We start from the raw sequence: 15,913 nt of genomic DNA on the forward strand, positions 1-15,913 counted from the left end.
TGACATTACTTTAGTAGTTTCTGGTTATTATTGCAATTATATTATATAACCTCATCCTAACATCTTATGCTAATATAAAATTAAGAAAACTGAAGTAGAGGGATTAAGCATGAAGAATATCGGTTTAGTATTAGAAGGCGGCGGGATGAAAGGATTATATACGGCAGGAGTACTCGAATATTTCATGGAAAAGGACTTATTCTTTCCATATGTAGTCGGTGTATCCGCTGGAGCCTGTATGGGAGCAACCTATTTGTCACGCCAACAAGGGAGAAATAAGAAAGTAAATACAGAGCTAGTATCAGATCACAGATATATATCTTATCGAAACTTAATTCGAAAACGTGAATTATTTGGAATGGATTTTTTATTTGATGAAGTTCCTAATAAAATTGTCCCGTTTGATTTTCAAACTTTCCTAAACTCTAATGAACAGTTTGTAATCGGAACGACTGATTGTAATTCAGGACAGGCTGTTTATTATAATAAAAAGGAACATGGAAATGATATTTTAAAAATCATTCGTGCATCAAGCTCTGTTCCGTTTATAGCACCTGCTGTGGAATATGATAATCGGAAATTGTTAGATGGAGGAATAATAGATCCTATACCAGTTTTAAAGGCACAACATGATGGTTATCAAAAAAACGTTGTTATTATGACAAAACCAGAAGGATACGAGAAGCAGCGGAATAAATTTTCTGGACTTGCTAAAATTTTATATAGAAAATATCCGAAAATCGCAGAACATTTAGTAGAGCATTATCGCTTTTATAACGAAACCGTATCTTATATGAATCAAAAAGAACAAAAAGATAATTTTTATGTCATTCAACCAAGTGTACAGCTTCCAACAAGCGGAATAGAAAGAAATAAGGAAAAGCTCGTTAATTTATATAATCTTGGCTATAAAGATGCCCATAATCATTATGAAAATTTATTGAATTGGATAGAGAAATAAAGGGGTGGAACGTTGATATTAGGAAAAAAGGTTATTTTTAATGAATTGCAGAAAATGCATAGTCCACTACATAAACCTTTTCCTTATCGTGCTACAGGAAAATTGCAGCGAGACTTAAACAGTAAATTTACCGAAGATGACTGTATAAACGCTGATTTTAATTATTATTGGATGCATACAGCAGGAACTTTAAGTTCTGTACTAAATGAAAACGAAGAGAATATTACGTTTCAACAAATAAAGTGGCTGCGAAAATCGTTTTTTGAATGGTTTCCGCAATATCGTTTTCTAGAAACAGAAATTGTGAAGTATCCCATTTTGTATAGAGATTTTATGAATTATGAGAAGGCCCGGAAACTATTACTTTATTACCTTACCGAATAAAAGTGAAAACGTACAGGTTACATTACTTGTGCGTTTTTTCGTTCATAAAATATACAATATTATCAGCCTGTTTATATAGGAATTCTAATGAGAAGAAAGAAGTACATATATAGTGATGTAAGGGAGGTAGAGACGCTTAGGCTTAGTGGTCGTTTTCCTTTAAGTTATTGTCCAACTCGAATATAGTTAGTTATTTATGTTAAAATGTTTCGAGTGAAATCAAGTTCTTAACGATTTTATTAAACATTAAACAAAATAAGTCAGAAATACAGAAGGGACAGTACATGGAAAACGTATCAAATATAGATAAATTGGAATCAATAAAATCTTTGCAATCGACAATCCGCAAATTAGAAAACGCTTTGTCACAGATGACTCAAAAAGGTGCAAATACTACATTAGTGAAGAAAAGACTTAAAGCTGTTTGCATAGGGTTAGCAATACTAGAAAGCGTGTGGAATCAAAAAAGTCATCAGTATAGCCAAAAAGATTTAGCAGAAGCTCATCATGTTCTTACTGGTTTGCTCCCATCAATTGAGAGGGCGTATGAAAAGTCAAAGGCTAGTAGTCCTCAAAGAACACTTTTAGAAAGAAGAATAAAAGCGTTGGAACTTGCTATTCAAGCAATGGATAACTTCACCAATAAATAACGTATATAACTACATATTTTTAAGAACCTTATTACAAAAATGTAGCAAGGTTCTTATGTTATAGTATTGAAATTAAAAAACTTTATTGTCACTTCAGTTGAGTATATATACGCCTCATAATTACTTTTAAACTTCACCACTTCAGGAAATTCTCATTATATTCGATGAAAATTCATTTATTAAAAACCTTTCAACCACAAAAACACTCAATTATTTAGTTTATAAAAAAGAAATTATGCCTTGTATTGATGTTGCTATAAATCATATAAATCCGCTATAAGAGTTAATTTATAACGATAAAATGCACACATTTTCAACAGATAAATTACTTCTATAGATTCAAGCTAAGTATCGTGTGTATCAAGAAGCAAAGTATACAATAATTGCAGCTTTTTATGCAGCGCTTCAAAATTCACATATTTTCGGGAATGTGTTGTCGATGTCTGGATCCGTACATTGGAAAAAGGATGGTTTTGAAAAAGAAATACCTTGGACTGAGTATCAGATTCTATTTAATAATTTAAACGCATATCATCTTAAATTTTATATAGCAGCAGGAGAACTTGAAAACGAACCTCTTTTAACGGCTAATAGACGCCTGTATGAAGCTTTAAAAGGAAAGGGATACCACAAATTACTTATGAAGAGTTTCAAGGTGGTCATGACAGTGTTTGGTGGCGCGAAAAGTTGTTTGATGGATTAAGAGCATTAAAACATACAAAAACAACGCTGTAAAATGTAAGGAGGATTGAATCTATGAATCAAGAAGAACTAGATAAAAAATTAAAAAAACAAGAAATTTTAGTGAAAGATGAGAAAGTTTGGTCCTATACGTATGAGGATCATATTAGTTCTATCGTTAAACAAGCAGAGAAAAAAGGAGCTTTTGATAATTTACCTGGCAAAGGGAAACCTCTTAATCTTGATAAAGATCTTTCATACAATCCTGACAAGCAGCTGTATAGAACTTTGAAAAATAATCATGTTTTGCCTAAATGGATAGAACTTTCAAAGGAAATTGATGTTTTAAAAGAAAGTCTAAAAGAAACAACAAATACAACAGAAGCAGCGAATTTAATTCAAACTATAAATAAAAAGGTTTTAGAGCATAATTTAATTTGTCCGCCAAGTGCGCAAAAAACAAGGGTGAAAACGGATTTTTAACAATTTTTAATTGAGCTAGCTCTTGCTATATAATTAAGTAAGGCATTTTCATTTCATTACTAAAGGGAGGCAAATATGGTGAAGAATACGTATCAACTTCAAATTCCGAAAGAACTAGAACAGTATCGTAGTATTTTAGAAGAAAGCGTAAAACCGTATATTAAAGTGTCTGGTACTCAAGCAGAGACAACTCTTTTTGAAAGTAAGTTTGGTGGATATCCGTATTTACCTATAAATCAAGAGCATCCTAAAGACTCAAATAACCAACCTATGATGCTACTTGTGCAGTTAAACTTTGAAGAAATTCCTCATATTGAGCATTTGCCTCAATATGGAATGTTACAATTTTTCGTAAGTGCTGATGATGAGCTTTTTGGAGCAGATTTTGATCATCCAACAAGCCAAAAAGACTTTCGAATTATTTATCATTCTACAATTACAGAAGATTTAACTACGGTTATTACAGATTTTAGTTATTTAAACACTTTAGATGCAGAAGATTTTATCATACCCGAAGCAGCAAAACTAAAGTTTGGATTGGATTATCAACCAGTAACATCAAGAGATTATCGATTTGAAAAGATTTTTAACGATAACATTGATTGGGAAGAAATTGTTGATAAAGAAAACAATACAGAATTAGGCGAACTGTATGATGATTTATGTGAAGATCAAGGGCATAAAATTGGAGGTTATCCATTTTTCACACAGACAGATCCAAGGGAATGGGAAGAAAAATACCAACAACATGATATATTATTGCTGCAAATCGATACAGACGATTCATTAAATATTATGTGGGGAGATTCTGGTGTTGCTAATTTCTTTATACGTAAGGAAGATTTGTTAAACCTAGATTTTTCCAATGTTATTTACAATTGGGACTGTTACTAAAAAAACTAAAATGAATTACTAGCAAGCTAAAAAATCTTCCTGAAGGTTAGGAGGATTTTTTTTATATTAAAAATAAGCGTTATGTTAACTAGTATATAGAAAGACGAGTACAATAAAAGTCAAGCGTAAATAAAAGAAATAACAACAAAAATATAAAACTGTAAAAAGTGCGTAATTAGCAATAAATCTATAAAGTAAAACATAAAATAAAATTTATAATGTATATTTTCTATAGAAAAAATTATTTCTCATGAAAATTTTCTTGCCGCTCTAAATTATTTTTGATTCGGTAAATGATAATTTATAACCAATTAAAATTTGCTATGATTAATTTATAGCAAATAAACGATAAAAACGGTATAAATTCATTTAGATAAGATTTTATGTGAATCTCATTGAAAATCTCTGCTTCGTCTCATTAAGTATAGTTTACTTGGTTTTTGATACCTGAAATCACTTTGTTTCTGTAACTGCCTATAATATATATTATGTTAACTAATTAAAAATAATAAACTCATTAAAGATTAGTTTAGGTTGTTTGGCTCCCCTTTTTCTTTGGATTAATACTGTGTAATGGATTGTCTGGTTATTAGTTTTTTTCAGTTGTTTTATAAGTTTAGTTATAATAATGTTTCTGGATACAAATTATATTTAAGACAATAAAAATGCAATTCGCTTAATGTGTTCATTTAAACGAATTGCATGGATATGATTAAGAATACGTTTTTAAAATCAGTTTGCTACAGCGATTGCTTCGATTTCGATTAATAAATTATCGTTAATTAATTTTCTAACTTCTACAGCTGAACTTGCTGGTGGATTTTTAGTATCGATGTATTGATCTCGAATATCTCTAACAATAGCCATTTGAGAAATATCCGTTAAGAAAAATGTTAATTTTACTACATCATTAAAATTTAAGTCTGAAGTTTCTAATGCGATTTTAATATTTTCAAATACTTGTCGTGTTTGTGTAGCTAAATCACCAATTCCAACTATTTGACCGTCAGTATTAAGTGCTACTTGTCCTGATATGTAAATTGTTCGTTTTACATTACTAACTTCGACTACATGTGAGTATCCAAAAGTTGCTGGCATTGTTTCAGGATTGATAAATTTCTTTTGCAAGTTCCTTCTCTCCTTTTAATATCGTTTTTTCTTCATATTAAACTTTAATTTGGGTGATTATCTATTTACTAATGATAGCTCATATATTCACCTGCTACATATCTAAAATTATATAAGTCGCTTATGTTGATAGTTCGTTTAATTAAGTGTTTAACGTATTTAATAGATTATGTACGTTTGATTTTCTTGAACGCTTCTTATAATTACTCCTTGTTTTATTAATTCTTCAGTCACTTTTGTATAGAAAAAATGATACCATCAGATAAAAAACTCTTCATAAGTTATTTCTTTTGAGTATCTGCTGCTTGCAAAGTATTCTTTTAAAGGTTTCTCGTTTTCTTTAAATAATAAGACCAATTCTTCACTAATCGTGTTCGCTATTTCGTTAAGTATAGATAAGTCAGCTGATTTAAACACTGGGATAACAGATTGTGAATCTTGATATAAGCCTAATTTTTCGTAAAATCCATTTAATTTTATGTCTACTTGTCTATCTACTGCTACAAAATTTTTAACTAATTGCTTTTTCGTATAATTTATATCCGTAATTGCATCGTGAAAACATTCTTCAAACGTTTCTTTATTCGCAGTTATTAAATTCAAAGTCGTATATCGAGTGTTTCCATAAAGTCCAATTTGATATTCTCCTAAATCCAAATACGCATTACCATACACCCCAAAGGCCTCTTTATCTGTTTGTTCTTGTTCTTGAATCGCATAATAATATCTTTTATTGTTTCTCAAAGGCCGTTCTGTTTTTAAATAGTTTTCTTCAATGTTATTTATTTGTCCGAAGTCTAATAACACACCACTATAAAGTAAAAGACTATACGATTCTTTTGATAAATGATTAAATGTCTTGATTCTTTTGGAAAGTGCCTCAATTTGATTTGAATAATTTTCAACGATTTTAAGTGTTGGTTTAATTAGAGGCTCACATAGGTTATAAAGTTTTTCTCCTTCAGTAACTGTTATAACCATACACGTTGGATAGTAACTCTCTCCTATCTTTTTCAATAAACCTTCTAGTTCTAATGCATGTATTTGTTTTTCAAATTCTTCGTTCGTCCAATTTAGCTTCGTTTTTATAGTATTTGACTCAATTCCAAGATGGAGCATTACAAGTAAATATTGAAGATTTGTTCCACTTATTTTTATAGATGGAGAATTGTCTCCAGTTGAAATCATTTTAGCCTCATAAGCTGTTTGTAGTATTTTCTCTGGAGTATAATTATCGAGCATTTTAAAATCCCTCCTTTTTTAGTAATTTAATTGTAAAATCTATGTATTTACTATGTTCTATAAATAAAAATAAGAATCCTTTAATGATTTCAAATTAAAAACCTTAGTATGGCTATGTTAATACCTATACTAAGGTTATCTAGAGTTTTATATTTAGTTATTACTAGTTGGATTTGTCAAATTAATTTGTTCATACTCTGTTTTAAATTGATTATCATTTTTTAACCAACGTTTAAAAGTTTGTTCGCTTATTTCTAAATTAGAACAAGCTGTAGCATTACATTTATTTTTCATATATTCTTTAAGGAAATTTTGTTTTCTTTGTTTAACGACAGTTTGAGTTTGAGTTTGTTTTAGTTTTCGATCTTGTAATTGATCTAAACTTAGACTTTCTTTCTGAAATATTTCATGTTTTCTATGCAAATAAAGATCGTTTTCTTTATAAATCCACTTTGAAAATAGTTGTATTGATTTTCTTCCGGATAAAATGACACGATAATGTTTATTTTGATTTAGTAAGTTGGAAGGAAAATTATGATTTTGTAAGAGTTTGTTTAAAGTATTCATAAAGTTATATGATCCTCCCACAAAACTTACTGTATAAGTTTCATAATTGACGTAACCATCCCCATCAAAATACCCACGAACAAAGTGATGTAAATATTCTTCTGGTACAAAAGGAAATTCAATATTAAATGATTTACATGGCATGATTCCGTGTATGTTCATAAGGTCATCTTTTATTGTTTTACTATTAATGTTTAGCATATATACGCCTGTTTTTTTGTTTTGATAAAGCGGCTGGTTTGTGTTTAGTTCTTTTTTTATTTCTTCTAAAATGTCACTTTCTTTTTGTGAAATACTGACACATTGATTTTCTTTTGGTATAACGCCGTCTGCTGCTATAAAACCTAAAATATAAGCCATGTTATTTGACCATGTTTTAAAATAATCTTCTTTTAACTCGTACTTTCTCTTCCAACTACCTATAGCCCGCCTTGGAACGTTATTGCCTGTTAAAACCATACGTATATACCTTGCAGATACATTAGCAAGTATAGCGATTTCTGAGGTACTCTTCCCTTCTGCATACAGATGAATGATTTCAGATTTTGATAATTTACATTTTGACTTCTTTTTTCCTTCTATTTTCATTTATGAACTCTCCTTCCTTTGATTTATTAAAGGCGTATCTACTTCTATAACATATAACGAAACGTATGTTCTTTGTGGGTTCTAAAAAGGAATTTACTTAATAAAAACAATTTACAATTGCTTAACAATAACCTGCTTCTATATGGTGATTAGTCTTTATATACAAATAATGAATTTGAAGAATTTACGAAATGTATAGCATATAAGATGCAAGGTAAAATGATTTAGTTTACACTACAAATAGCTACAATAACAACATACGTATATTGTTAAACGTAAAAAGGAGAACTAATGAAAAAGAAATATACAAATCAAATTCCTACTGATGTAAGTTTTAAACCGAAAGATATTATAGGTTTAATGACTGATTACTATAAAATGAAATCAAAGCTGCGTCCTTTAAAGAATTTACCTATTGTTTTGTCGAATAAAGATAATGAATCTTTAGAAAGTGTTACGTGGTTTGGGCACTCTGCTTCGCTTTTAAAAATAGAAGGTAAAAAACTATTATTAGATCCTATGTTTGGCGATGCCTCTTCCCCATTTCCTGTTTTTAATAGTAACCGGTATAGTGGTGCGTTTTCTTTAGAACGTGAAGACCTTCAAGAAATTGATGCGATTATCATTTCTCATAATCACTATGACCATTTAAATTATAAAAGTATCATGGAGTTAAAAGATCGTGCGAAGCACTTTTATGTTCCAACTGGAGTTGCACGTTATCTAATTAAATGGGGTGTCTCACCTAATAAAATTAGTGAACATAATTGGTGGGATGAAATTGCGTTTGATAATATTAAATTAGTTTGTACACCTGCAAGGCATTTCTCAGGACGTAGTATGACAGATAGAGATTGTTCCTTATGGTGTTCATGGGTTATCCTTGGACAAGAAACTAAAGTCTTCTTTAGTGGCGATAGCGGATATGCTCCTCACTTTAAGGAAATTGGCGATAAATACGGTCCATTCGATCTTACTTTAATGGAATGTGGGCAATACGATACGAGATGGTCTGCTATTCACATGTTACCGGAAGAAACTGTTAAGGCACATATAGATGTTAAAGGAGATTTACTTGTTCCTATTCATTGGGGTGCTTTTACATTAGCATTACATGAATGGAGTGATCCGGTAGAACGTGTTACGAAAGAAGCTAGACGTTTAGGAATTAAAATCGCAACGCCGAAAATTGGTGAATCTATTACGTTAAAATCTACAGACTATCCTTCATCAGCTTGGTGGAGAGAAATTTAATTATAAATATAAAAAGAGCGAACCTTCTTTTAAGGAATTCGCCCTTTTTTGTATTTAAGCTTATTTCACTGTATTTGCTTTCCCGCTATCTAAAACTCTACTTGTCGGCACAGAGGTGATATCAATGATTGTATTCGCACTCTTATCAGTCAGTTCAATGAGTTCGTTTTCGTGCTTTATTTTATTTAAATCCCACACCATTCCATGAAACTCATTATGCTGGCCGCTTACCCTTACAATACTTTTTGTTTTATTGGAAGGCTGTATTTGAAGGTTTGTAAATTGATTCCCACTAATCTCATTAGGGGTAGTTACTTGACTATCCATATAAATCATATTTACACAGTCCTCTAAAGAAAAGTTCATAAAACGGTTTGCATTTATCCAAGCATGTCCAGCACTTGGTTTTTTTGCTACTAATTTTAGCCCTGTTTCCATTCCGGCTACTTTAATGTTGTCGAAGTTAATAAATGAGATTTCATTTTCGTTTCCACCGGAGTACAAAGAAATTCCTATACCCTTATTCGTTTCAGTCCAATTAATAATATTTATATCTTTTATTTGTGTTTTGTTCCAAGTGTTATAATACTTATTTTTACCGTCTAAATAGATAACTTCAGAATTGAACTTAGGATCATCAATAGCTATATAAGCTCCTTCAATAGAAGCATTTGTTTCTAGTTCCAAAACCTTAAAGTTTCCCTCTATAACAAATTGTGTTCCATAACCGAATAATAATTTAACACCTTTTTTAACAATGATCGGTGACGTGATTTTATATTTTTTATCATCGAGCAAAACCGTTTTAATTTTACTTGCTTCTGCTTTATTAATAGCTGCTTGAATTTTATTTGAATCATTTTTCCCCTTAAAGTCTTCTACATACAACTTATCATTTTGAGCTGAATTTTCTTTTTTATTGTATTGATATAAAGAAAAAATAATTAAAACTATACCTAAGAGTAAAGCGATTATTCTTTTCATAATACTCATCCTCTTATTATATTTCCTCTTTAGTTATACTTCTAATACTCTAATATTCGTCTCTTTTTTATTTTCCTCCTCCCTCGTTCCATAATCCTTTTACAATGTCATATTCTCTATTTAGCATAAGTATTTCTTCATTTTTTTAATAAAATATAAAGTGTGCTTGTACATAATGTGATACATTCCTTTGTTCCTGATAAGCTCTTACTGGCGATATAAGATATACTGCTGCAGATTGCTCTCCTGCTTCAATTAATATCGGCCTCATAGAACCACCAAAGCTTAAAGTAACTATATCTTCTTTTATTGCTTTTAAAGCATCGATCATAAATCGTCCATCGAAAGATATATATAATTGTTTTTCGCCACGAATAGTATATATTTGTTGTGTCTCAGATATTTTACCGATTTGAGTAGCGTTAGAAGAAATTTTAATAGTGGATTCGTTGATGATTTCTAAGTTGACGTTGTTATTTGCCCATTCACTTGCTAATAAACTTGATTGATCTACACCTTGTAAAATCTTTTTTCTATCCAAGTTAATAACCGTTTGAAATTCATTTGGAATAAGGCTAGATATATAATGAAATGATATCTTTATGAAGATTGATGAATGATTGTCCCGTTAAAAAAGTAAGGTACTGTTTCTTTCTGTTGTAACATATTTAGTAAATGTTCTGATATACGTAAATGCGGCGCTGCTATATGTAATTCCATCCAAGTAATCTCTTCGATTTCTTTCGGCCTTGATATATATGTCTCCCCGCCGATTATTTCTCCTAAAAAATTAAAGAAAATTGCATGATGGTCTCTCTCTTCGAAAAAAGCTTCGCTGATGGAACAAATCCCATGTACAGATATATGTAGCCCTGTTTCTTCTCTCACTTCCCGAATTACTGCCTCTTCTAACGTTTCTCCATATTTAACTGCGCCACCTGGTAATGTGTAATAAGAGCCATGCTTCCCTTTATTTTTTACCATTAAGATTTTTTCGTTAGTTTTATCATACAAAAGCGCGTATGTAACATTGACTTTTTTCATACTTACCTCCTCTTTTTTAATAAAAGGAATTTTCTGTCTTCATCTCATTCTACCATTAACTCGTTTCAAATTGTATTGTCCTGTCTTTACATTAACGGCGTTGTAATGAAAAAGAGCCCTAGCATAAGGACTCTTTTTAAAATTAAGCTGTTTTTCGATGTAACGATTTTATTTCTTTCTTCTTTTCTGCATTTGGAGGACGGATTAATATAGAGATAACGAAAGATATAACAGATAGAACACCGATTGTAATGAACGTTGGTTGAAATCCTCCAAGTAGTGCTCCAATGAACGATCCTGCAAGTGCACCAAAACCGAAACCTTGGTAAACAATCCCGTAGTTTGTACTATGGTTTTTTAATCCGAAGAAATCCCCGACAATGGCTGGGAATATAGTGATATTACCACCAAAACAAAAGGCAACACTTGCTACACAAGCAAAATATATCCCGTAATTTAGTGGAACGAAACTTAAAGTAAAGACGGACAATCCAATAATAACAAACGTTGCAGAGACAATTTTTAATCGACCTATTTTATCTGATAATGTTCCGAGAATGATTCTACCCACCGTATTAAAGACTGCAATCATTGCAACGGCGTTAGCAGCGGTTGCTGCACTAAGTCCAACGAGCTGAACTCCGATATCTTTTACCATCCCGATTAAATATAATCCACCCATACACGACGTAAATAGCATGAAAAACAAGAGATATACTTGTTTCGTTCTCATCATTTCACGCGGCGTATAATCATTGTGTAATGTTTCCGTTACCGTATTACTTACAATTGCTTCACGTAAGAAGAACGATCCAATCAATACTAAAAGTAAGACGATAATACCCCAATATAAAAATGCTTGTGATACACCAAGACTATCGATAAGATTACCGTTTACATATCTAAAGATTAAGCTCCCCATTCCGTATGCTGAAACAGATATACCAGAAATGAGCCCTTTACGGTTTGGAAACCATTTAATTAAATTAGATAGTGATGTAATATATGCTGTTCCATCAGCATATCCAACGACAACACCGGCCAATAAATAAAGTAATGGTAATGAGGAAACTTGTGAACTAAGTATTAAACCGAGTCCTAAAACAATTCCTGCAGTAGCGATAAGTTTACGAAGGCCAAATTTTTGTTGTAGCTTTCCTGCAAATAGAGTTGAAAATGATAAAGAAAAACTCGTAATAGAGAAAGTAATCGCGACTGCATTGAGATTCCATCCAAACTTACTTACAAGGGGTTGATTAAATAAACTCCATGTATAAATTGTTCCTAGGCCAATTTGAACAATGATTGTACCTAGAACAATTAGCAACGGATTTACAGATGTTTGTTTCATACGTACTGTCCCCTTCTTTTATCATGACATGAATTTTCACAGTTAGTATATCCATGATAAATTGCAAGATACTGTACGAAAAATGGAAATTAAGTTAGTTTACACAAAAAGACACTTCATAAAGAAGTGCCTTTTCGCAGGTTATATCAGATATATTGAAAGAAAGCTTTGTTAAGATAAGACATTTTCAAATGCTTATGTATATATATTACCAAATGATCACTTAAATGTGATGGGACTTAAGACGTATTTTTCATTCATCATATAGTCGGATAAGAAATTAATATTCAATTTCATCAAAATCCTTCGGCTGCGGTACAGTTTGCATATTAGCTGCATCTTTTGGATCACTATAAATCGCATTTTGTTCTGTATTTGTATCTTTTATAATTTCTTTTTTATTTTTGTTTATTTTTTTGTTCATTTAAGTTCACTCCTTTTTATTATAGGAGTAATTATGCCCTATTACCGCTACTAAATGTATCGGCGACTAAATTGCTAAATTCACGTAAATAATATAAATAATTATCACCGCCGTAGTTATATCTTTTATTGTACATTTTCGCAACAACTACATTATATTCAGGAATTACTAAAATGGTCGGTCCAGTAATTCCTAATATTTGATATGCTCCTTTTGGAACACGTTCACCAAGTTCACTTAATTGTGCAGGTTCATTTTGAACGAACCAAAACAATCCGTTTTGGGGTAGCTCATTATTTTTATACGTCGGACTCTGCAAACTCGTAGCAATTTCTATAACTTCTTTTGGAACAATTTGTTTACCATTTATCATACCTTGATTTAAATGAAGATTGCCCCAATAAGCAAATTCTCTAGCTGAAACAAACAGATTTTTTTCAGTACCGTCATCTACTGTACCAACCTCACTGATCGCGTCTTCATTTGGATTATCAATTACTTTAACTAAATTTTCATTTTGCTGTATTCTCCATCCTGTTTCTTGGAAATTAGCAGGGGTAAATACACGCTCTTTTAACAATTCAGGAAAACTTATGTTATAAAGCTGATACATAAGGCGCGTCATCATTCTTACATTAATATCTCTATACGCCCAAGCTTGTCCAGGTTCAAATTCACGAAAAATCGTCCCATCATCAGTTTCTTCCAAACCGTGTGAATGAGTTACTAAATGTCTTATCGTTGTTTTACCAAGTAATAAAGGGTCGAAGTCTTTAAAATATTTTATCGCCTCATCATCAATTGAATCTATTTTCCCCTCATAAAGCGCATATGCTACCATTAATCCTAAATAACTTTTTCTCGCAGAAGCGACGTTGAACTGTGAATATGCTGTTACTTTTTTACTATTAGGTGTATTTGAATGATAGCCACTATAGTGCTCTAGTATCATTTTGTTATCTTTTATAATACAAAGTGCCGCTGCTGAACTATAATTTTCTTTTTTAATATTTTCTACCCATGAAATTAATTTTTCATATTCGTACAAATACATAATCCCCCTTAAACTTTCTAAACATAACAGTATGAAAGAAAAGCATAAACTACTTTTTACACCTTTCTTTCATGTGAAATATTATTGATTTTCTATACTTAAATAATCCACCAGTTCCAGCAATTAAAACAACCGAAACATCCAGCACAACCTACACAGCCGCCGCAACGCCCTGCGCAACCACCACATCTGCCGCCACATCCTCCACAGCGTCCACCGCAGCCGCCACAACGACGTGCATCGTCTTGAATGTAGTAATATGGATATTGATTTTGTTGTTGTTGATCCCAATAGACAACATTACCAGATTGATAATCATTAAGGTTTAACGATTGTAGTTCATGGTGAAACTCATTCATTTCGAACCCCTCCATTTATCAATATAAATTCCGTCCAAATATTAAAATTAATATAGAAACAAGGCTATAGACTAAATGCGTACATCAACAAAATATGAACTTACACTAGGTGATGTACCTTGTTTTGCAGCCTATTTTCTTTATATCCTTTCAATGGACGAATTTACTATCAATAGAGTGAGTTAAAAATTGCTAATCCAACAATTTAGTAGTTCATCACTTAATTTTCTTTCTAGTAATTCTTTAACTGAAGGCATTGGCATGATTTTATAAGTATTTAAAGATTCTTTACTATAATCTATCCAGTGAAATGCTAAATGAGATTCTCTAGACTTTGGTGTTAAATCAATATGTAACTCTTGTGAATCTACTTCAAAAATGTGGTTAATTTCATGATGAAGCACTTCTTTATCTTGCCATTGATTTTCTATAACGCCTAAAAATTGTTTTATACTACAGTTTACTCCGATTTCTTCTCGTAGCTCTCTTATTAATGCATTTTCTGCTGATTCACCGGTTTCAACATGGCCACCAGGTAAGAAATAATGATGGCCAATATATTCAGCAACTAGTAATTTTTCATCTTTTATTATGACAGCTCGTACAATATGATGGAATTTACTTTTCATTGGGTATTCCTCCTAGAGTCATTCAATCTATAATCTCTCAAAAATTTTCATTTAAAAGTTGGATAATATAAATCATAGGTGTTTCATACGCATGAATTACATTTATGACTGCAAGAATGCCTTTTTCAAGTTCTTGCAGTCATTTTATCCCAATTTAAATTTCGCGCCTTTACTTAATAAATGTTAAACCAATAAACGATATACTTGCTCGCCATCATACTCTTGTCCTAATGGTTGAAAACCGTAACATTCATATAGTTTCTTTGCAGAAATATTATCTTTATGTACAGTTAATCTAATTTCTTTGCACTCTTTAAATCTATTTTTTATTAAATTAATAATTTCCTGTAATGCTGCTTTACCATAGCCATTTCCTTGCTGCTTTTGATCAATGATAAATCCGTTTATCCAATACATATTTGATGTTTCTCTTACAAAAGCATGCATAATAAAACCAACTATAAGATCGCCATCATATATAGCAAATGGTATATACTCTACATTCTCACCATCTGGCTTTATATATACTTTAGCAAGCGAAACTGCTACAGCCGGGACAAATTTTATTTGATTTTCTCTAACTTGTAACTTTAATGCGTCTTCCCAATTTTCTCTCGTAACAACCTTTAACTGGACATTCAATATTTTAAGCTCCTTTATAAAGAGGATGTATTTTTATATTCAACAGAATGAAATAATTCCCTTTTTCGACAACACCTCATAACGTACTTTTTATAAAATCCTGATTGAATTTTAATAAGTGAGTACTTGATATTTAGAGATGTGTTGAAATCGTAGTTTGTATATAAAGGAAAACGCTAGAAGTATGAATGAAACGATTAACAAGCGTAGTAAAGTAAGATGTTCAGGTGTGTAAGATTTAAGCCCTATACGAATTGCTGGAACAGCAATTCCCCATATTAGAATCGTAAAAGCGTGAACACATATGATTCGAAAATCCCATTTATTATTAAGCATGTTTCGCTTTTAAATAAAGTCACGGAGTTTATTTAAAAGTCGCGATGTTTTGTCCCTTTGGATCTGTTTATCTAGAATGGGGATAGTGAAAAGAAGATCTGAACTGAAAGGAGAATTAAGGAACTGTTGAGTAGCAATAAAGTTACTCAGCTAAAGGGCCAATTCGTGGAATAACACCTTTAAAGAAAATTGGATATCTATGTTTAAGTAAAAATCCCAAATCCAATACAGGATACGGGATTTTTGTTTTTAAATATT

Annotated in this window: 16 protein-coding genes and 4 pseudogenes; 7 read left to right on the top strand and 13 right to left on the bottom strand. The window is 31.3% G+C overall.

Annotated elements, in window-relative coordinates:
* The first annotated feature begins 109 nt into the window (after positions 1–109).
* The 6 genes and pseudogenes from MR065_RS08870 (at position 110) to MR065_RS08895 (ending at position 4,053) form a co-directional block, all read left to right on the top strand.
* Complete coding sequence (locus MR065_RS08870) at positions 110–961, top strand: patatin-like phospholipase family protein (RefSeq protein ID WP_242213361.1); 852 nt, start codon at positions 110–112, stop codon at positions 959–961.
* 12 nt (positions 962–973) lie between these two features.
* Positions 974–1,345, top strand: coding sequence for a YxiJ-like family protein (locus MR065_RS08875; protein WP_242213362.1), 372 nt, complete (start codon positions 974–976; stop codon positions 1,343–1,345).
* 284 nt (positions 1,346–1,629) lie between these two features.
* Positions 1,630–1,995 carry a hypothetical protein gene (locus MR065_RS08880; protein WP_242213363.1) on the top strand — a complete coding sequence of 122 codons (366 nt, stop codon included), beginning with the start codon at positions 1,630–1,632 and terminating at the stop codon, positions 1,993–1,995.
* A gap of 94 nt (positions 1,996–2,089) precedes the next feature.
* Positions 2,090–2,730 (top strand): annotated as a pseudogene (locus MR065_RS08885) (alpha/beta hydrolase); the annotation flags it as partial.
* A 21-nt stretch (positions 2,731–2,751) separates the two neighbouring features.
* Positions 2,752–3,159: a DnaJ family domain-containing protein gene (locus MR065_RS08890; RefSeq protein ID WP_242213364.1), complete on the top strand. Its 408-nt coding sequence runs from the start codon at positions 2,752–2,754 to the stop codon at positions 3,157–3,159.
* 78 nt (positions 3,160–3,237) lie between these two features.
* Complete coding sequence (locus MR065_RS08895) at positions 3,238–4,053, top strand: YwqG family protein (RefSeq protein ID WP_242213365.1); 816 nt, start codon at positions 3,238–3,240, stop codon at positions 4,051–4,053.
* Positions 4,054–4,785: 732 nt separating this feature from the next.
* Here the strand turns inward: MR065_RS08895 and MR065_RS08900 are convergent.
* From MR065_RS08900 to MR065_RS08910, 3 genes and pseudogenes are all read right to left on the bottom strand, one after another.
* Entirely contained in the window at positions 4,786–5,181 is a 396-nt protein-coding gene (locus MR065_RS08900; protein ID WP_242213366.1) for a RidA family protein, read from the bottom strand.
* A gap of 159 nt (positions 5,182–5,340) precedes the next feature.
* Positions 5,341–6,423 (bottom strand): annotated as a pseudogene (locus tag MR065_RS08905) (hypothetical protein).
* A gap of 153 nt (positions 6,424–6,576) precedes the next feature.
* Entirely contained in the window at positions 6,577–7,578 is a 1,002-nt protein-coding gene (locus MR065_RS08910; RefSeq protein WP_242213367.1) for an LAGLIDADG family homing endonuclease, read from the bottom strand.
* A gap of 291 nt (positions 7,579–7,869) precedes the next feature.
* Here MR065_RS08910 and MR065_RS08915 point away from each other — a divergent pair, with 291 nt between their 5' ends.
* The gene (locus MR065_RS08915; protein WP_242213368.1) at positions 7,870–8,832 is read left to right on the top strand and encodes an MBL fold metallo-hydrolase; all 963 of its coding nucleotides are present in this window, start codon (positions 7,870–7,872) and stop codon (positions 8,830–8,832) included.
* 60 nt (positions 8,833–8,892) lie between these two features.
* Here MR065_RS08915 and MR065_RS08920 read toward each other — a convergent pair whose 3' ends face one another.
* From MR065_RS08920 to MR065_RS08965, 10 genes and pseudogenes are all read right to left on the bottom strand, one after another.
* Positions 8,893–9,816, bottom strand: a complete 924-nt coding sequence (locus MR065_RS08920) for a hypothetical protein (protein ID WP_242213369.1) — start codon at positions 9,814–9,816, stop codon at positions 8,893–8,895.
* Positions 9,817–9,961: 145 nt separating this feature from the next.
* Positions 9,962–10,399, bottom strand: a pseudogene (locus MR065_RS08925) (hypothetical protein); the annotation flags it as partial.
* Positions 10,400–10,416: 17 nt separating this feature from the next.
* Positions 10,417–10,860 (bottom strand): NUDIX hydrolase, encoded by a 444-nt coding sequence (locus MR065_RS08930; protein ID WP_242213370.1) that lies wholly within the window; start codon positions 10,858–10,860, stop codon positions 10,417–10,419.
* 142 nt (positions 10,861–11,002) lie between these two features.
* Entirely contained in the window at positions 11,003–12,211 is a 1,209-nt protein-coding gene (locus MR065_RS08935; RefSeq protein WP_242213371.1) for an L-lactate MFS transporter, read from the bottom strand.
* 280 nt (positions 12,212–12,491) lie between these two features.
* Entirely contained in the window at positions 12,492–12,635 is a 144-nt protein-coding gene (locus MR065_RS08940) for a hypothetical protein (protein WP_097903603.1), read from the bottom strand.
* Between the two features lie 31 nt (positions 12,636–12,666).
* Entirely contained in the window at positions 12,667–13,683 is a 1,017-nt protein-coding gene (locus MR065_RS08945; RefSeq protein ID WP_242213372.1) for a serine hydrolase domain-containing protein, read from the bottom strand.
* Between the two features lie 104 nt (positions 13,684–13,787).
* Positions 13,788–14,048: a heterocycloanthracin/sonorensin family bacteriocin gene (locus tag MR065_RS08950; protein WP_242213373.1), complete on the bottom strand. Its 261-nt coding sequence runs from the start codon at positions 14,046–14,048 to the stop codon at positions 13,788–13,790.
* A 182-nt stretch (positions 14,049–14,230) separates the two neighbouring features.
* Complete coding sequence (locus MR065_RS08955) at positions 14,231–14,677, bottom strand: NUDIX domain-containing protein (protein WP_242213374.1); 447 nt, start codon at positions 14,675–14,677, stop codon at positions 14,231–14,233.
* 183 nt (positions 14,678–14,860) lie between these two features.
* Positions 14,861–15,319 (bottom strand): GNAT family N-acetyltransferase, encoded by a 459-nt coding sequence (locus tag MR065_RS08960; protein WP_242213375.1) that lies wholly within the window; start codon positions 15,317–15,319, stop codon positions 14,861–14,863.
* A 120-nt stretch (positions 15,320–15,439) separates the two neighbouring features.
* A pseudogene (locus MR065_RS08965) lies at positions 15,440–15,655 on the bottom strand (EamA family transporter); the annotation flags it as partial.
* Positions 15,656–15,913 lie beyond the last annotated feature (258 nt).

Source organism: Bacillus cereus group sp. BfR-BA-01383 (assembly GCF_022663495.1).
GTDB lineage: Bacteria > Bacillota > Bacilli > Bacillales > Bacillaceae_G > Bacillus_A > Bacillus_A cereus_AU.